A 17544-nucleotide genomic window follows, 5' to 3' on the forward strand; every position below is an offset into this window, starting at 1 on the left:
GCGTTGACGGACTTCGTTCAGTAGCTTAAGAATGTGGATGCCCAGCCCGCCAGCAGGAATCGCCCGACAGGAGCGCCGCCCGCCATGCTCAGGACTGACCTTCACGACGGCTGGACCGTCCGGGCCACCGGCGGACCGGTCCCCGCCGGGATCGCCGGGCAGGCGCTGCCCGCCATCGTGCCCGGCACGGTCCACACCGACCTGCTCGCCGCCGGGCTGATCCCCGACCCCTACCTGGGCACGAACGAGACCGCCCTGGCCTGGTTCCACCGCACCTCGTGGCGCTACGACACCACGGTCAGCGCCGCTCCGGCCGCCCCCGGCGAGCGCGTCGACCTGGTCTTCGACGGCCTGGACACGGTCGCGACGATCGAGCTGGACGGGGTCGAGATCGGGCGGACCGCGAACATGCACCGCGGCTACCGGTTCGACGTGCGGGAGCTGCTGCACGACGGGCCGATGCCGCTGACCGTGCACTTCGCGTCCGCCCTGGAGTACGCCGAGCAGGTCGAGCGGCAGGTCGGCAGCCGCCCCCGGCCGTATCCGCACCCGTTCAACGCGGTCCGCAAGATGGCCTGCTCGTTCGGCTGGGACTGGGGTCCCGACCTGCAGACCGCCGGCATCTGGAAGGGCGTGCGCCTGGAACGCTGGCACACCGCACGGCTCGCCGCCGTCCGGCCGCTGGCGACCCGGGACCGGCTCACCGTCCACGTCGAGGTGGAGCGCGCGTCCGGCGTACCCCTCACGGTCGAAGTCACCGTCGGTGACCGGACCGCCCACCTGGACCTCGCCGGCGACCGCGGCGTCGTGGAGATCGACGTGCCGGGCGCGCCGCTGTGGTGGCCCGCCGGGTACGGGGACCAGCCCCTCGTGCCGGTGACCGTGCGGCTCCTGGCGGACGGCGAGACCCTGGACGAGCACCACAGCCGGGTCGGGTTCCGGGACGTGCGGCTCGACGAGAGCCCCGACGAGCACGGCACGAGGTTCACGCTGTCGGTGAACGGGCAGCAGATCTTCGTGCTCGGGCTCAACTGGATCCCCGAGGACCACCTGCTCACCCGGATCACCCGGGAACGTCTGGAAGCCGCCGTGGACCGGGCCGTCGCCGCCAACACCAACCTGCTGCGCGTCTGGGGCGGCGGCATCTGGGAGTCCGGCGACTTCTACGACGTGTGCGACGAGCGCGGCGTGCTGGTCTGGCAGGACTTCCCGCTCGCCTGCGCGGCGTACGCCGAGGAGGAGCCGCTCCGGTCGGAGATCCTCGCCGAGGCCCGGGAGAACATCACCCGGCTCACCCCGCACCCGTCGCTGATCCTGTGGAACGGCGGCAACGAGAACATCTGGGGCCACGAGGACTGGCAGTGGAAGGAGCAGCTCGACGGCGCGACCTGGGGCGCCCGCTACTACTACGAGGACTTCCCGGCGCTGCTCGCCGAACTCGACCCGACCCGGCCGTACCACCCGGGCAGCCCGTCCAGTCCCGGCTTCGACCCGGCCGACGTGCACCCCAACGACGACCGGCACGGCACCCGCCACGAATGGGAGGCGTGGAACCGGGAGGACTACACGTTCCACGACGAGTTCGTGCCCCGGTTCTGCTCCGAGTTCGGCTGGCAGGCGCCGCCCGCCTGGTCCACGCTGGTCGCCACCATCGAGCCGGGTGACCTGCGCAAGGATGCGGCGGCGTTCCTGTTGCACCAGAAGGCCGAGGACGGCAACGGCAAACTCGACCGGGGACTCGCCCACCACATGCCGGTTCCGGAGGACTTCGCGGCGTGGCACTGGGCGACCCAGCTCAACCAGGCTAGGGCGACGGCGTACGCGATCGGGCATCTCCGCTCGCACGCCCCGCGCACCATGGGCAGCATCCTGTGGCAGCTCAACGACTGCTGGCCGGTCACCTCGTGGGCCGTCGTCGACGGCGCCGGGCGGCTCAAACCGGCGTGGTACGCGCTGCGGGCCGCGTACGCGCCGCGGGTGCTGACCTTCCAGAAGCGCGGCGACCGCACCGTCCTCGCCGCGATCAACGACAGCGACCAGCCGTGGCGTGGCAGCGTCCGGCTGCGGCGGGTGTGCTTCGACGGCACCGGACTCGCCGCCGGCGGCATCGACGTGGACGTCCCGGCCCGTTCCGTCGTCCTGTTCGACCTCGATCCCGAACTGCTCGCCGTCGCCCAGCCGGACCGCGAGGTGCTGGTCGCCGACCTGGGCGGGCAGCGCGCCACCCACCTGTTCGCCGAGGACTTCGACCTGGCCTACGATCCCGCGGCGGTCCGGGCGCACGCCGTCCGCACCGAGGGCGGATACTCGATCACCGTGACCGCCGCATCGTTCGCCCGGGACGTGGCAGTGCTCGCCGACCGGGTCGCCCCCGACGCCGTCGCCGACAGCATGCTCGTCGACCTGCTGCCCGGGGAGACCCACACGTTCACGGTGACCACCACGGCGACCGTCGGCGGCGAGGAGTTCACCGCGCCCGAGGTGCTGCGCTCGGCGAACTCGCTGGCCCTGCCGGCGAAGGTGGGCTGACGTGCCGGACCCGGGCGGCCTGATCGGGCTGGTGCTCGCGGGCAGCGCCGCCCGGGTCGGTGTCGAGCCGTTCTTCATGGAGTTGATCGCCGGGATGGAGCAGGAGCTGGCCCCGCACGGGGTGAACGTGCTGCTCCTGGTCGTGCCGGACCTCGACACCGAACTCGCCACCTACCGGCGCTGGGCCGGCGACCACACGGTCCGCGCCGTCGTCGTGGTCAACCTGGTCCACGACGACGTCCGCCCGGCCCGCCTCGCCGAGATCGGGCTGCCCGCGGTGCTGGCCGGCCGCTGTGACGCCCCGTCCTTCGCCCGGGTGGTCACCGACGACGCCGGCGCGATGACCGCCGCCGTGCGGATGCTGTCCGCCCTCGGCCACCGGGTGATCGGCCGGGTCAGCGGCCCCGCCGACCTGGTGCACACCGCCGAACGGACCGCCGCCATGCACGCCGCCGCCGCATCCTGCGACGTGCGGGTGCACATCGTCGAGGGCGACTACAGCGCCGAGGCGGGCATCCTCGGCATCCAGGAGCTGCTCGGCGCGGACCCGGCGCCGACCGCCGTCGTCTTCGACAACGACGTGATGGCCGTCGCGGCGCTCCGGTCCGGCGTGCGGGTCCCGTCGCAGGTCAGCATGCTGGTGTACGACGACTCGCCGCTCTGCGAGCTGGCCGTGCCACCGCTGTCGGCGCTCAGCATCGACGTCCACGAGCATGGCGTCACCCTGGCCCGCGCGGTCCTGGACACCCTGGACGGCGCGGCGCCCGCCGAACACCCCGGCCCGCCGATCCGCGTCCTGGAGCGCGCGAGCACCGGCCCGGCGCCCGCATAGCGCCGACCGCGAACGTCAGGTGCACGCGTGAGTCGACGGTGTCCCCGGATCGTGCGCGCGCTGAGGGTTGTGCCAGTCGTGGATGGCCGGGCCGAGGAATGGTTGCAGGTTCTCGCCGTAGGCGTCCCCGAAACCGTCATTGGCGCTCAAGAACTGGTTGATGAGGTCCGTGAGCGCCGCGCAGATCTTCGGATGACCATTCTTGATCGCAATTCCGTACTCTTGTCTGTCGTCGGCGCGCAGCTTCACTCCGGACGGAGGTGGGCCGGGGTCCAGGACGTTGCCCTGTGCATCCTTCTTGGCGGGCGGGTAGTCGTTTCCATCGGTGACCGGAATGTTGCTGTTGAACGTGCGGAGGATGCTCCAGTCGGAAGCCACGTACACGGTGTCAGAATTACTCTGCTGGAAGTCGTGAAGGCATTCCAGTGTTGTTTCCCGCTCGTAGACGCCGGCGAACTTCTCGCCCAGGAACTGGCGGCTGAACTGGCCTGCCGCGCCGACTCCGGTGGTGTTCTTCGCTTGGCAGACTCTCGCAATCTTCGGTGACACGCCGGACTTCGTCGAGTTCTTCCACACGCCGGTGGTGTCGATGTAGTACGGCCCGGCCATGTCGACTTTGCCGGCTCGATCGGCGTTCATCGTGAAGGTGGCGATGATGAGGTCCACCGGCGGTGTGTCGGCCGTGCCCTCGTCGAGCATGGTGATCTTGTTCTTCCCGTCCACGTGCACGGGCGTCCAGTCGGTCTTCTTGTGCCGGGCGATGAAGGACGCCAGCTGATCATCGAACCCGCGCGACCCGTTCCTGCTCCATCCGTTCAGGCTGCCGGTGATCCCGATCCTCAGTTTCCGGCTGAAGAACTTGTCCGGGTCGTCGTCGCTGAATTGGTGGTATGGCGGAGGGTGGACGAGCACTCCGCCGGCCATTGCGAGAACCGGGATCAGCAGGAAACATGTTTCGACGACGATGTATCGCCGGGAGGGAGGGGCCGCCGCCCTTCTGCTCAGAATCGTGGCGACCACGGCCGCGATCGCGGTAACGGCCGGAACCAGCCAGGCGAGAGTCGCCGTCGTGTCCCGGTCGACGAAGGAGATGTAGCCGGCCAGGCCGAGTGAAACAGTGATCGCCATTGCCCACACAGTCGGCCTCAGTATTTTGAAATCACTGGCCGTGCCGTCCGGGGTGCTCGTCTGGGTGGGGGCTGAATGCACAGTGCGCAATCTAATCTCGTCCTACCTCCCGGCAAAGCGGGCAGCGACTCGTTCATCCTTTCGCGGTGGCTGGCGGCAAGGTTCGCCCCTTTTGTGAGAATTTCGATTCACAAATATCATTCGGAGGGCTGTGGAAAGGCGAAAGCCTCGGTGGAAACCGTTCCGAACGGGCCGCCGTGGATCGCCGACGCGACCGACCGCACCTTCACCGACGTCGCCGAGCGCTCCCCGATGCCGGTGCTCGTCGACTTCTGGGCCCCGTGGTGCGGCCCGTGCCGCCGGGTCACCCCGGCGCTGGAGCGCGTCGCGCGCGACCTCGCCGGCCGCGTCAAGCTGGTCAAGGTCAACGTTCCGTCCCGCGTCGCACCCGGCTTCGATGCGCTTCTGGCCTGACCGCAGGGAGGGCGCACGCTTGGTGTGGACGACATGCGCTCACGCTGGGAGCGGCGGGCGCCTGAGCAGATTGCCTAGTACCGGTGGGTAACTACCCCAACATCTGTGCAAAGTGCGTGCCGGGAAACGTCATTGTTGTGCAGTGACCGGGGTCTCAGCATGCTGTGGGCATCAGCAGGGTCGCTGGAGGGAGCGCCGATGTCCATCAATGAGACGTTGACCGATGAGGAGCGGCTCGCCGAGCTCGATCTCGACAGCCTCAAGCAGCTGGTGGGCCTCGTCGAGTACGACTCGGCGGGGGATCCGTTCCCGGTGACCGGGTGGGACGCGATCGTCTGGGCGGTCGGTAACGCCACCCAGAGCGCGCACTTCTTCCAGTCGGCGTTCGGGATGGAGCTGATCGCCTACTCGGGGCCGGAGACCGGCAACCGTGACCACATGTCGTACGTGCTGAAGAGCGGCGCGATCAGGTTCGTCGTCCAGGGTGGGGTGGACCCGGACAGCCCGGTCATCGCGCATCACGCCCGGCACGGCGACGGCATCACCGACATCGCCCTGTCCGTTCCGGACGTGGACAAGTGTGTGGAGCACGCCCGGGCTCAGGGGGCGACCGTCCTGGAGGAGCCGCACGACGTCAGCGACGAGTTCGGCACGGTGCGGATCGCGGCGATCGCGGCGTACGGCGACACCCGCCACACCCTGGTGAACCGCAGCAACTATTCGGGCCCGTACCTCCCCGGCTATGTGGCCCGGACCTCGACGCACCGCAAGCGTCCCGGCGCGCCCAAGCGGATCTTCCAGGCTCTCGACCATGTGGTCGGCAACGTCGAGCTGGGCGCCATGGACCAGTGGGTGGACTTCTACAACCGGGTCATGGGCTTCACGAACATGGCGGAGTTCATCGGCGACGACATCGCCACCGACTACTCGGCGCTGATGAGCAAGGTGGTCGCGTCCGGCAACCACCGGGTGAAGTTCCCGTTGAACGAGCCGGCGATCGCCAAGAAGAAGTCGCAGATCGACGAGTACCTGGAGTTCTACAAGGGGCCGGGCGCGCAGCATCTGGCGCTGGCCACCAACGACATCCTGCGGGCGGTGGACGCGCTGGTGGAGGAGGGTGTGGAGTTCCTGGCCACGCCGGACTCCTATTACTCCGACCCGGAGCTGCGGGCCCGCATCGGCAACGTCCGGGTGCCGATCGAGGAGCTGCAGAAGCGCGGCATCCTGGTGGACCGGGACGAGGACGGCTACCTGCTGCAGATCTTCACGAAGCCGATCGGGGACCGGCCGACGGTGTTCTTCGAGCTGATCGAGCGGCACGGGTCGCTCGGGTTCGGCAAGGGCAACTTCAAGGCGCTGTTCGAGGCGATCGAGCGCGAGCAGGCCAAACGCGGGAACTTCTGATGGCGCACTATCAGCGGGCCGGCAGCGTCCCCCCGAAGCGGCACACCCAGCACCGGGACCCGGACGGGAAGTTGTACTACGAGGAGCTGATGGGGGAGGAGGGCTTCTCCTCCGACTCGTCGCTGCTGTACCACCGGCATGTGCCGTCGGCGGTGACCGGGGCGCGGATCTGGCAGATGCCGGACCAGAGCACCGAGGCGAACCTGCCGCTGCTGCCCCGGCACCTGAAGCTGCACACGCTCTTCGACGGCGAGGAGTGGAAGTCGTGCGACGCGGTCCGGGACCGGCGGCTGGTGCTGGGTAACGACGACGTGCGGATCAGCTACGTGGTGGCGGGGGCGGAGTCGCCGCTGTACCGGAACGCGACCGGGGACGAGTGTGTCTACGTCGAGGCGGGCAGCGGCACGGTCGAGACGGTCTTCGGTGATCTGGTGGTGGGGCCGGGTGATTACGTGATCATCCCGCGGGCCACCACGCACCGGTGGGTGCCGGACGACGCGCTGCGGCTGTACGTCATCGAGAGCAACGGGCACATCGCGCCGCCGAAGCGGTACCTGTCCCGGTACGGCCAGTTCCTCGAGCACGCGCCGTATTGTGAACGCGATCTGCGTACCCCCTCAGATCCCCGGATCGTCGAGGACCAGGACGTCGAGGTCTACATCAGGCATCGCGCGGGCGGGACCGTGCACGTGCTGCCGCATCACCCGTTCGACGTGGTCGGCTGGGACGGGTGCCTGTACCCGTACGCGTTCAACATCGCCGACTTCGAGCCGATCACCGGCCGGGTGCACCAGCCGCCGCCGGTGCACCAGGTCTTCGAGGGTCCCAACTTCGTGATCTGCAACTTCGTGCCGCGGAAGGTGGACTACCACCCGCTGTCCGTGCCGGTGCCGTACTACCACTCCAACGTCGACAGCGACGAGGTGATGTTCTACGTCGGCGGCGACTACGAGGCGCGCAAGGGTTCCGGGATCAACGTCGGGTCGGTGTCGCTGCACCCGGGCGGCTATCCGCACGGGCCGCAGCCGGCGGCGATCGAGGCGAGCCTCGGCGCGGAGCGGTTCGACGAGCTGGCGGTCATGGTGGACACGTTCCGGCCGCTCGGACTCGGGGAGGCGGGCCGGGTCTGTGACGACGGCGTGTACGCCTGGACCTGGGCGCGGCGCTCGTGAACCCGCTGTTCGCCGGCCTCTTCGATGATGCGGCGATCTTCCCGCCGGGCGATCTGCCGATACCGGACGCGGTCAAGGCGCACCGGGAGCGGCAGGGTTCGGCGCTCGCGCCGCTGCTGGGGCCGTTCGTGTGCCCGCTCGCCCGGTTCGGGGAACTGACCGAGGCGGTCGCCGGTGGGCCGAAGCTGGCGGTCTCGCTCATCCTGGCGTCGCCGGAGGACGAGCCGCCCGCGGATCCGGCGGTGGACGTCGTCGCCGTCGAGTTCCCCGGCGTGCCCGCCGTGGCGGCCGGGACGCTCCCGGCGTACGCCGAGATCCCCTGCGGGGAGGTGACCGCGACGCGCCTCGCCGCCGTACGCGATGCCGGCGTGCGATTGAAGATCAGGACCGGTGGGGTACGGGCGGACGCGTTCCCCGCCGAGCCCGAGCTGGCCCGCGCGCTGTGGTCGGCGGTCCGTGCGGGGGTGGCGTTCAAGCTGACCGCGGGCCTGCACGACCCGATCCGCCACCGTGACCCGCTGACCGGTTTCGAGCACCACGGCTTCCTGAACGTCATGCTCGCCACCGCCCGCGCCGTGCAGGGTTACGACATCGAACGGGCCCTCGCCGATCAGGACGGGGAACGGGTCGCGTCCGCGGTCGCCGGCCTGGACGAGGTCCTGGTGAAGGCGGTTCGGCGGCATTTCGTCAGTTTCGGAACGTGCAGCGTCGCGGAGCCGGTCGCCGGTCTGCTGCGCTACCGACTTCTCCCGGAGGAACTACGGTGACCTGGCTCGACATCCCGGCCGGGCATCCGTTCGGCGTCGCCACCCTGCCGTACGGGGTGTTCAGCACGCCTGCGGACCCGCACCCGCGCGCCGGCGTCGCGATCGGCGACTGGATCATCGATCTGCCGTCCGCGGTCCGCCGCCTGGAACCGTCGCTGGCCGGCGCGGTCGCCGGGCCGTCGCTGGACGCACTGCTGGCCGCCGGGCCGCGAGTGTGGGCCGCGGTGCGGGCCGCGCTGACCACGTGGGTCACCGACGAGGTCTACCGTGACCTGCTCGGCGGGCATCTCGTCCCGGCCCGCGACGCGATCCTGCACCTGCCGTTCACCGTCGCCGACTACGTCGACTTCTACGCCTCCGAGCAGCACGCCACCAACCTGGGCCGGATGTTCCGGCCGGGTCAGGAGCCGCTGCTGCCGAACTGGAAGCACCTGCCGGTCGGCTATCACGGCCGGGCCGGCACCGTGGTCGTCTCCGGCACCGAGATCGTCCGCCCGTCCGGGCAGCGCGGCGCCGGGGTCTTCGGGCCGTCGCAGCGTCTCGACATCGAGGCCGAGCTGGGGTTCGTCGTCGGTGTCCCGTCACGGCTGGGCGCGCCGGTCGCGGCGGACCGGTTCGCCGACCACGTCTTCGGGGTGTGCCTGGTCAACGACTGGTCGGCCCGGGACATCCAATCGTGGGAGTACGTTCCGCTCGGCCCGTTCCTCGGCAAGTCGTTCGCCACCTCGATCTCCCCGTGGATCGTGCCGCTGGCCGCTCTCGATCACGCCCGAGTGGCGCCGCCGCCGCGGACCGTGCCGGTGCAGCCGTACCTGGACGACGCGGCTCTCGGCCCGTGGGGCCTGGACATCGGCTTCGAGGTGCGCCTCAACGGGCAGGTGATCTCCCGGCCGCCGTTCGCCGGGATGTACTGGACCGGCGCGCAGATGCTCGCCCATCTGACCGCCAACGGGGCGTCGCTGCGCACCGGCGACCTGTACGCCTCCGGCACGGTCAGCGGCCCCGAGCCGGATCAGCGCGGCTCGCTGATCGAACTGTCCTGGAACGGCGACGACCCGGTCAAGCTGCCCGACGGCTCGGTTCGCGCGTTCCTCGCCGACGGCGACGAGGTGACGATCACCGCGACCGCGCCCGGCCCGGACGGTGCCGTCATCGGCCTGGGCGAGGTGACCGGCCGGGTGGTGCCCCGCGGCTGAGAGCAGCCCGCTGGTCGGGGCGATAGTCGCCGATATCGGGGAAACCCGCCCCGTCCCGCCGGATGATGAGCGGGCACCTGTCCACGGGGAAGGGATCACCGACCATGCTCTCCACGGTTCTGCTCGCCACGTCGCTGGCCGTCACCGGCGCGGCACCCGCGGCCGCCGCCGACGGCGCGCGGCTCATCGTCAACAAGCTCTCCCAGAAGTGCCTCACCGCCGCGTTCGGCGGCAGCACCGTCACCCAGGCGGGATGTGACTCCGGCGAGGACCTCCAGCGGTGGGAGCTGCTGGACGGCGCCGAGGAGAGTCACGTCCGGATCCGTAATCTGGCGACCGGATACTGCCTGACCGTCCACGGCGAGGAGAACGGTCAGGTCGTCCACGGCGGGGACTGTGACGCCGAGGCCCGTAACGTCTGGAAGTTCCAGCACAAGGGCGACGAGTGGTGGGAGCTGCGGGTGCTCTCCACCGACAAGTGCCTCGACCTGCACGCCGACAGCAAGGCCGACGGCGCGGTGATCCAGCAGTGGGGCTGCAACTGGGGTTTCAACGACAACCAGACCTGGATGCTCCTCTGAGGCACGGCACTTCTCGCCGCACTCGGGCACCGGCCGGCCCGCCGCTGCCGGCCGGGTTCGCGGCTGCTCGCGCAGCGCGGCACGGCGTTCCTCAGGACAGCAGGTGGCTGACCTCGGGCGGGCCGTCGGTGAGAGCCAGGGCCCGCTGCTCGACGGCCTGGTCGGCGCCGGTCAGCCGGCCGGTGTGCTGGCGCAGGTGCTCGTCCCAGGTCGGCACCAGGTACACCTCGACCATCCGGCCGGGGCGTTCGCCGTCCCGGAACAGCCCCCACCGCACCGCGCCGGTGCGCATTCGGCTACGGCGTACCCCCTGCATCGCCTCGGCGAACGCCGCCTGCCGCTCCGGCGGCACCGGATAGCTGCTCATCACCAGCACCGGGCCGTTCTGGTCGTCCGGCTCCACCTCCAGGTGCGGTTCCGGCCAGAACACGGCCGGATCCCGGTTCAGCCCGCTGGTGTCGTGCAACGGCCACCAGCGCAGCGTCACCGCGCCGCCGAGCATCAGCACGACCGCCGCCAGATGCGCCGGCGGCAGCCCCCACAGGTCGGAGACGACACCCCAGACCAGCGCGCCCGCCGCCTGGGAACCCGCGAAGACGATCTGATAGATGGCCAGGCCGCGGGCCCGCACCCAGTTCGGCAGGAACAGCTGCATCGCCGCGTTCACACTGGACAGCACCATCACCCAGGCGACACCGGCGGGCAGCAGCGCCACCACCACGACCGCCGTCGAACCGGCCGTCCCCAGCACGGCCAGCACCACCGCGAAACCGAGGCTCGCGACCAGCAGCAGCCGGTTCAGCGACCAGCGGGCCCGCAACCGCGGCAGCAGCAGCGCCCCGGCCACCGCCCCGGCGCCGACCGCGGCGAGCAGCAGGCCGTACCCGCCGGAACCCAGCCCCAGCGCACGGCTCGCCACCAGCGGCAACAACGCCCACAGCGCGCTGCCCGGCACCAGGAACAGCGCCGCCCGCAGCAGGATGCGCCGGACCACGGGGGAGTGCCGCACGTACCGGCTGCCGGAACGGACCGCCGCCGTGAACCGCTCCGGTGTCGTCGCCGTTCCCGGCGCCGCCGGCCGCCACCGCCACAGCACCAGGGCGAACACCGCGAACGACAGCGTGTTGAGGCCGAACACCACACCCGCCCCGGCCCGGGCGATCAGCAGACCGGCCACCGCCGGGCCGACCGCGCGCGCCAGGTTCATGCTGATCGCGCCGAGCGCCGACGCGGACGCCAACTGCGGGCGCGGCACCAACTCCGGGATGATCGACTGCCAGGCCGGCGCGGTCAGCGCCTGCCCGGCGCCGAGCACGAACGTCAGCGTCAGCAGCAGCGACGGCGGCATGTACCCGGCCACCGTCAGGGTGGTCAGCACGGCGCCCACCCCGGTCAGGAACACCTGCACGGCGATCAGCAGCCGCCGCCTGTCGAAGATGTCGGCGAGCGCCCCGGACGGCAGCGCCAGCAGCACGATCGGCAGGGTGCCGGCCGTCTGCACCACCGCCACCAGGGTGTCGTTGCCGGACTGCTCCACCAGCAGCCACTGCGCGCCGACCGTCTGCATCCAGGTGCCGATGTTGCTGGCCAGCAGCGCCAGCCACAGACTGCGGAAGACCGCGATCCGCAGCGGCGCCCACGCCGACGGCGGCACGGCCCGGGCGGTGGTCGTCTCGGTGCTCACCGGCCCTGAGTTTCCACGAGCCGCGGGATCTACACGCCGGGGTCCCGCGCGAAATCGGCCATGGCCCGCAGATAGCCCGGCGCCATCAGGCGCCGCGGCGAGAAGACCGCCGTGACCCACGCCCGCACCGGATAGTCCGCCACCTCCGAGCGGACCAGCGCGTGATCGGCGTCCGGGAACCAGCACACCCGCACCCGCCCGAGCACCTCGCGGTAGACCCGCTCGGTCTCGTGCGCGTCGACGTTGCGGTCGTCACCGCCCAGCAGGAGCAGCACCGGGGTCTGCCGGTGGGCCAGGTCGCGCAGGGCGGCGGTGGCATCGGACCGGAAGTTGCGGCCGACGAAGGCCCACCGGTCGCGGTTCATCGGCTCACCGAACGGCTTCGCCGCCAGATACTCCTCGTACGATCCACCGCGCGCCAGCACCGCGTTCACCCGGTCCCGCGCGGCCAGCGCGGCGTCCCGGGTCGTCTGGTCCGCGCCGTCGTCCGCCAGGCTCGCCCGCAGGTGGAACTCGCCCTGCCGCATCCAGTTGACCGCCGGCGACACCAGGACGACGAAGGCGATCCGCGGATCGGCGGCCGCCGCGGCCGGGACCACCCATCCGCCCTGGCTGGCGCCCCACAACCCGACCCGCTCCGGATCGATCTCCGGCCACTGCCGCAGCGCCGCGACGGCACCGGCCACCTCGCGCGCCCGGTCGGCCTGGTCCTGCCGCAGCCAGTCGCCGTCCGATCCGCCGACGCCGGGTTTGCTCCAGGACACCGATGCCACCCCGGCTTCGGCGAGCGCCTCGAACTGCGGCCGGTACAGCCCCTGATTCGTCGCGTCGACCGGCCCGTCCCCGTGCACGAACACGACCACCGGCACCGGCCCGGACCGGTGCTCCGGCAGCGTCAGCACGCCGTCGAGCGTGCCGTCCAGCCCCGGCAGGCTGACCGCCCGCTCCTCCATCGCGAACGTGTTCCCCCAGGCCGCCGCCGCACCCAGCCCGGCGACCGCCAGTACCACCGCACTCGCCCACGCCACCCATCTCCGCATGACCTATCCTTTCAATGACGACCGTTGCTCAAACGATAGGTCACTGATGCGAACCGAGAACCAACCGTCCGACCCCTCCGAAGCCGCCCGCGCCGCCGCGCCGCCGGACATGCCGCTCGCCGGGATCCATCGCGCGGTCCCCGCCGAGGCGCGTCAGACCGCGGCGCGGTTGTACGCGCTGGCCTTCGACGCGAAACTGCGCGCCGCGCTGGGCGCCGGCGACGAGCGCCTGCGGTTCCTCGCCGATCACCTGCGCCCCGACCGCATGCTGTGCGCCACGGTGGACGGGCGGGTGCGGGGCGTGGCCGGGCTGCACCTGGACGGCGGCACGGCCTTCGACGTGACCCTGCCCGGCCTGTTCCGTGCCTACGGCGTCAGCGCCGGGTGGCGGTTCCTCGTCCTGCTCGGCCTGCACCGCGAGCCCCGGCCGGACGAGCTGCTGCTGGACGGCATCGCCGTCGACCCCGCCGCACGCGGGCAGGGACTCGGAACGCTGCTGTTGCGGGAGGCGGAGATCCTCGCCGCCGAGCGGGGCCTGCGACGGGTACGGCTGTCGGTGGTGGACACCAACCCGCGCGCCCGCGCGCTGTACGAACGGGTCGGCTTCGTCACGGTCCACAGCGAGCGGGTCGATACGCTGGGCCGGCTCTACGGTGGCTTCACCGAGGTCACCGACATGGTCAAGGAGGTGCCGGCATGCCCGAGGTGAGCGCCCGGTTCCTGATCGAGAGCCTGGTGCGCCCGGACGGCACCGCCGCCCTCACCGAGGTCTACGACACCGCGAACGCGCTGGGCATCCCCGACCAGCCGGTGCGCCTGACGATCCGCCGTCTCGTCGCCGCCGGCGCCTACGTGCAGGAGGGCCGTGGCCGCGCCGGCCTCCTGCGCCGGGCCGGCGTCGTCGCCCGCACCGGACGGCACGACGCCGAGTTCCTCCGGTTCGCCTACCGCCGCGACGCCGGCCTGGAACCGTGGGACGGTCGCTGGCACCTGGTGATCTTCACGGTGCCGGAGAGCGAGCGCGCCACCCGGGACACGATCCGCCGCACCCTGCTGCGCCTGGGCGGCGCCCCCCTGCACCCGGGAATGTACGTCAGCCCCAACGACTGGACCGACGTCCTCGCCGCCGAACTGACCGTGACAGCCGACCCTTCGGCCACCGGCTCCTCCGCGCCCGCTGACTCCCCGGCCCCCGGTTGGGGCTGGACCGCCACCACCGCGGACCTGCGACACGCGGGAGAGAGTCGGCCCGCCGTCCTCGCCGCCCGACTGTGGCCTCTGGAGGAGATCGCCGCCCGCTACCGGCGGGTGGCGCTGCTGGCCGCCCGCCCGGTGCCGGCCGAGGTGTCCGGGCACAGCCGGCGTGTCGAGGTCCTGCGGGACGCCCTGGAGTTGGCGGCCGCCTTCGACCACGCCATCGCTCCCGACCCGCTGCTGCCCTTGGAACTGCTGCCGGAGGGGTGGCCGCCGGTCGCGGCGCGCGCGGCGTTCAGGGTCACCTGGCTGGCGTTGCAACAAGTCCTCGCCGAGAGCGGTCATCACCTCTTCCGCGGGGTAATCCCGCTGCCGTGAGCAGGAATCCTGGCGTGATCACCGCGGACGGCCCCGGCGCCTGGCTGATCAAGGGCAACGCCGACCGCACCGACCTGCGCGAGCGTTTCGCCCGGAACCCGCGGGTGGACCGGTGGTGTGTGCAGCGCAGCTACCGGCTCGACCTGATGGAAGCCGGTCAGCCCGTGCTGTTCTGGGGTAGCGGCAGCCGCTTCCGGGATGTGGCCTACGGCATCTGGGGCTGGGGCACGCTGAGCGGTCCGGCCCGCCCGGAAGCCGACGGCCACGGCTGGTGGGTGCCGCTGGACCTGACCATCGCCGACCCGTCCGCCTGGGTGCCACGGCAGGCCCTGCGCGCCCATCCCGAACTGGCCGGCCTCGAAGTCCTGCGGCAGCCGCAAGCCGCCAACCCGTCCTTCGTGACCAAGCGTCAGCTCGACGTCCTGCGCCGCGAGTTCCTCGAGTCCGGCCGGCTGTCGGTGCTGTCCCGGCACGATTGAGACAGCGCCGGCGACCAGCCGGGGTTTCGGCGGGGGCGTCGCGGCCGGGTTTCGTCAGGTGGGGGCGGGCAGGTGCTCGGCGAGGACGGCGAGGTGGGTGTGCCGGGCCTCGGCGTGGCGGGCGCGGCCGGCCTCGGTCAGCTCGACGAAGATGCCGCGCCGGTCCTGCACGCAGCTGGTGCGCTCGACCAGGCCGGCGTCGACGAGCCGGGTGACCGTGCGGGACAGGGCGCTCTGACTCAGATACATCGCCTCGGCCAGCTCCTGCATGCGGCGCTTGTCACAGTTCTGTGTGGCCAGCCGATCGAGGGTCTCGAACTCGCTCAGTGACAGCGCGTGCGCCTCCGCGAGGGCGCGCTCGAGGTTGACGGCGACCTCGTTGTAGCAGGTCAGCAGCGACCGCCACCGGTCGAGCAGGGCGGTTTCGGAGCTCATGCCCGGCATCTTATCCGCCCGCACGGCTGTATGCACACGAATTTAATGCACATGCATCTAATGCTTGTGCATTAGATGCATGTGCATCTAGATTCGCCGACGTGACTATTACCGAGCCGCAAGTCGTGACCACGGGAACCAGAGCCGCCGGCGGAGCGTGGACGCCGCGGCTGTGGGGTGTGCTCGCGGTGCTCTGTGCCGTGCTGTTCCTGGACGGCCTGGACGTCTCGATGGTCGGCGTCGCATTGCCGTCCATCGGCGCCGAGCTGGGCCTGTCCACCGCGTCCCTGCAGTGGATCGTCAACGGATACGTGCTGGGCTACGGCGGCCTGCTGCTGCTCGGCGGCCGCACCGCCGACCTGCTCGGCCGCCGGCGGGTGTTCCTGATCGCGCTCGGCGTCTTCACCGTGGCGTCCCTGGTGGGCGGCCTGGTCGACGACGGCGCGCTGCTCATCGCCACCCGGTTCGTCAAGGGCCTGGCCGCCGCGTTCACCGCGCCGACCGCGATGAGCATCCTCACCACCACGTTCGCCGAGGGCCCGGCCCGCAACCGGGCGCTCTCGATCTTCACGGTGTTCGGCGCCAGCGGTTACTCGTCCGGACTGATCCTCGGCGGGCTGCTGACCAGCCTGGGCTGGCGGTGGACGTTCGTCGTGCCGGTGCCGCTCGCCCTCGGAGCGCTGGTCGCGGGCTACCTGCTGATCCCGCGGGACCGGCCGGCCGCCGACGGCGGCCACGACCTGATCGGTGCGGTCACCCTCACCGCGGGCATGCTTCTCTCGGTGTACGCCGTGGTCACCGCCCCCGAACGCGGCTGGACCGACCCGCTGACCATCGCGATCGCGGTGCTCGCCGTCGCGGCCCTCGTCGGTTTCGTGGTGACCGAGAGCCGGGTCCGGCACCCGCTGGTCCGGCTCGGCATCTTCCGGGTCGGCTCGATCGTCCGCGCCAATCTGAGCATGGTCGCGCTGCTCGGATCGTACGTCAGCTTCCAGTTCCTGATGACCCTCTACCTGCAGGACGTGCTGCACTGGGCGCCGCTGCGGATGGCGCTGGCCCTGCTCCCGGCCGGTCTGCTGGTCGCGTTCGGTTCCCCGTTCATGGGCCGGCTCATCGACCGGTTCGGCACCGCGCCCCTGATCATCGCCGCGATGGCCTCGTTGAGCGGCGGCTACGTCTGGTTCCTGCTGACCGCCGGAGAGCGGCCCGGCTACCTGTTCACCGTGCTCCCGGCGATGCTGCTGCTGGGCGGCGGTTTCGCCTTCGGGTTCAGCTCGATCATGGCGCAGGCCACCGACGGCATCGACGACTCGGAGCAGGGTCTCGCCTCCGGTCTGGTGCAGAGCTCCGGCCAGGTCGGCACCGCCATGGTGCTGGCGGTGCTCACGGCGATCCTCGGTGCGGCCACCGCCGCGGCCGCCGACTTCACCGCCTTCCGTCCCGGCGTCGGCCTGGTCACCGGCGTGGCGGTGGCGGGACTGCTGCTCAACCTCGTACCCCTGCTGCTTCGCAAGCCCGGCAAGCATGTGGCGGTGGGCTGACAGGTTCGTCCGGCTGGTCGTCACTGCTGTCGCAATGCCCTTGAGGCGGCAGTGACGACCAGCCGAGGGGGTGACCGGAGCCGGCTCGCGCCGGCTCCGGTCTCCTCCTAGGAACTCCAGGCGAACGCCTGCGCCGGAACGCTCGCCGCGGTGGCGAAGTTGCTGTTGACAGTCGATGCCTCGCGGGCGTTCGGGTTCGGGTTGGTGCAGCTCACCGGGGCGCTGCTGCCGGACATCAGGTCGGCGCAGAGACCGGTGCGCCGGTCCGGCAGGCCGAGCAGGTGACCGAACTCGTGCGCGGCGATCCGCGGCTGGTAGTAGCCCTGGTTGACGGCTTGGCGGCCCATGTACCACCTGCCGTTGCCGAGTGAGGTGGTCTGCGCGCGCGGCCAGCCGTTGTCGGCGTAGACCCGGATGTTCGGGGTGCGGCCGGCCGGCACCGGCTCCAGGCGCACGTTGGTGACGCGGCTGTTCCAGATCTGGGCGCCCTGCGCGACCACGGACTTGAACTCCTGGGCCTGGCTGGCGTCGTAGTAGAGGACACGGGGGGCCGCGGCGGCGGGTGCGGCGGTGACCGCCTGGACGCCGGTGACGGCCAGCGCGGCGAGGACGGCCGCCGCGAATCTGCGGAGCAGCATGACTTCCTCCGGGGGACGGGGACTTGGGACACCCCCTTTCTATCGATGATTCTCGATCTAGTGGGCATATCG

At 71.2% G+C, this 17544-nt stretch carries 17 protein-coding genes; 12 read left to right on the forward strand and 5 right to left on the reverse strand.

All coding sequences use genetic code 11. From position 1 onward, the window contains the following. Positions 1 to 84 precede the first annotated feature (84 nt). Entirely contained in the window at positions 85 to 2529 is a 2445-nt protein-coding gene (locus Aut01nite_RS32885) for a glycoside hydrolase family 2 protein (protein WP_043530269.1), read from the forward strand. A gap of 1 nt (position 2530) precedes the next feature. After that, entirely contained in the window at positions 2531 to 3361 is an 831-nt protein-coding gene (locus Aut01nite_RS32890) for a LacI family DNA-binding transcriptional regulator (RefSeq protein WP_043530267.1), read from the forward strand. A gap of 15 nt (positions 3362 to 3376) precedes the next feature. Here Aut01nite_RS32890 and Aut01nite_RS32895 read toward each other — a convergent pair whose 3' ends face one another. Beyond that, on the reverse strand, positions 3377 to 4489 hold the full coding sequence (locus Aut01nite_RS32895; protein ID WP_043530265.1) for a transporter substrate-binding domain-containing protein: 1113 nt from the start codon (positions 4487 to 4489) through the stop codon (positions 3377 to 3379). 231 nt (positions 4490 to 4720) lie between these two features. Here Aut01nite_RS32895 and Aut01nite_RS43880 point away from each other — a divergent pair, with 231 nt between their 5' ends. The 6 genes from Aut01nite_RS43880 to Aut01nite_RS32925 all read left to right on the forward strand — a co-directional run bounded on the left by Aut01nite_RS43880 (position 4721) and on the right by Aut01nite_RS32925 (position 10083). Then, complete coding sequence (locus Aut01nite_RS43880; protein WP_236643043.1) at positions 4721 to 4963, forward strand: thioredoxin family protein; 243 nt, start codon at positions 4721 to 4723, stop codon at positions 4961 to 4963. Positions 4964 to 5161: 198 nt separating this feature from the next. Next, positions 5162 to 6367: a 4-hydroxyphenylpyruvate dioxygenase gene (gene hppD / locus Aut01nite_RS32905; protein ID WP_239124621.1), complete on the forward strand. Its 1206-nt coding sequence runs from the start codon at positions 5162 to 5164 to the stop codon at positions 6365 to 6367. Continuing rightward, on the forward strand, positions 6367 to 7539 hold the full coding sequence (locus Aut01nite_RS32910) for a homogentisate 1,2-dioxygenase (protein WP_043530143.1): 1173 nt from the start codon (positions 6367 to 6369) through the stop codon (positions 7537 to 7539). Before hppD ends, Aut01nite_RS32910 begins: the two co-directional genes overlap by 1 nt. Then, the gene (locus Aut01nite_RS32915) at positions 7536 to 8306 is read left to right on the forward strand and encodes a hypothetical protein (RefSeq protein WP_083999701.1); all 771 of its coding nucleotides are present in this window, start codon (positions 7536 to 7538) and stop codon (positions 8304 to 8306) included. The genes Aut01nite_RS32910 and Aut01nite_RS32915 overlap by 4 nt, the downstream gene beginning before the upstream one ends. Beyond that, a complete protein-coding gene (gene fahA / locus Aut01nite_RS32920) occupies positions 8303 to 9502 on the forward strand; it encodes a fumarylacetoacetase (RefSeq protein ID WP_043530147.1) in 1200 nt (399 codons plus the stop codon). Before Aut01nite_RS32915 ends, fahA begins: the two co-directional genes overlap by 4 nt. 104 nt (positions 9503 to 9606) lie before the next feature. Then, positions 9607 to 10083 carry an RICIN domain-containing protein gene (locus tag Aut01nite_RS32925; protein ID WP_161790724.1) on the forward strand — a complete coding sequence of 159 codons (477 nt, stop codon included), beginning with the start codon at positions 9607 to 9609 and terminating at the stop codon, positions 10081 to 10083. 91 nt (positions 10084 to 10174) lie between these two features. Here Aut01nite_RS32925 and Aut01nite_RS32930 read toward each other — a convergent pair whose 3' ends face one another. Both Aut01nite_RS32930 and Aut01nite_RS32935 read right to left on the reverse strand, forming a co-directional pair. Continuing rightward, complete coding sequence (locus tag Aut01nite_RS32930; protein WP_052164312.1) at positions 10175 to 11767, reverse strand: MFS transporter; 1593 nt, start codon at positions 11765 to 11767, stop codon at positions 10175 to 10177. 29 nt (positions 11768 to 11796) lie between these two features. Further along, the gene (locus Aut01nite_RS32935; RefSeq protein ID WP_043530151.1) at positions 11797 to 12807 is read right to left on the reverse strand and encodes an alpha/beta hydrolase family protein; all 1011 of its coding nucleotides are present in this window, start codon (positions 12805 to 12807) and stop codon (positions 11797 to 11799) included. A 46-nt stretch (positions 12808 to 12853) separates the two neighbouring features. Here Aut01nite_RS32935 and Aut01nite_RS32940 point away from each other — a divergent pair, with 46 nt between their 5' ends. The 3 genes from Aut01nite_RS32940 to Aut01nite_RS32950 are packed head-to-tail and all read left to right on the forward strand — an operon-like array spanning position 12854 to position 14858. Further along, positions 12854 to 13516: a GNAT family N-acetyltransferase gene (locus Aut01nite_RS32940; RefSeq protein WP_052164313.1), complete on the forward strand. Its 663-nt coding sequence runs from the start codon at positions 12854 to 12856 to the stop codon at positions 13514 to 13516. Then, complete coding sequence (locus tag Aut01nite_RS32945; RefSeq protein WP_204037759.1) at positions 13504 to 14379, forward strand: PaaX family transcriptional regulator C-terminal domain-containing protein; 876 nt, start codon at positions 13504 to 13506, stop codon at positions 14377 to 14379. Before Aut01nite_RS32940 ends, Aut01nite_RS32945 begins: the two co-directional genes overlap by 13 nt. Further along, positions 14376 to 14858: a hypothetical protein gene (locus tag Aut01nite_RS32950; RefSeq protein ID WP_052164318.1), complete on the forward strand. Its 483-nt coding sequence runs from the start codon at positions 14376 to 14378 to the stop codon at positions 14856 to 14858. Before Aut01nite_RS32945 ends, Aut01nite_RS32950 begins: the two co-directional genes overlap by 4 nt. A gap of 54 nt (positions 14859 to 14912) precedes the next feature. Here Aut01nite_RS32950 and Aut01nite_RS32955 read toward each other — a convergent pair whose 3' ends face one another. Continuing rightward, positions 14913 to 15293 (reverse strand): MarR family winged helix-turn-helix transcriptional regulator, encoded by a 381-nt coding sequence (locus Aut01nite_RS32955; RefSeq protein ID WP_043530153.1) that lies wholly within the window; start codon positions 15291 to 15293, stop codon positions 14913 to 14915. 101 nt (positions 15294 to 15394) lie between these two features. Between Aut01nite_RS32955 and Aut01nite_RS32960 the strand changes: the two genes are divergently transcribed. After that, positions 15395 to 16834, forward strand: coding sequence for an MFS transporter (locus tag Aut01nite_RS32960; protein ID WP_043530155.1), 1440 nt, complete (start codon positions 15395 to 15397; stop codon positions 16832 to 16834). Positions 16835 to 16941: 107 nt separating this feature from the next. Here the strand turns inward: Aut01nite_RS32960 and Aut01nite_RS32965 are convergent, their stop codons facing one another. Further along, positions 16942 to 17472 carry a snapalysin family zinc-dependent metalloprotease gene (locus Aut01nite_RS32965; protein WP_043530157.1) on the reverse strand — a complete coding sequence of 177 codons (531 nt, stop codon included), beginning with the start codon at positions 17470 to 17472 and terminating at the stop codon, positions 16942 to 16944. Positions 17473 to 17544: the final 72 nt, after the last annotated feature.

The organism is Actinoplanes utahensis, from assembly GCF_016862455.1.
GTDB lineage: Bacteria > Actinomycetota > Actinomycetes > Mycobacteriales > Micromonosporaceae > Actinoplanes > Actinoplanes utahensis.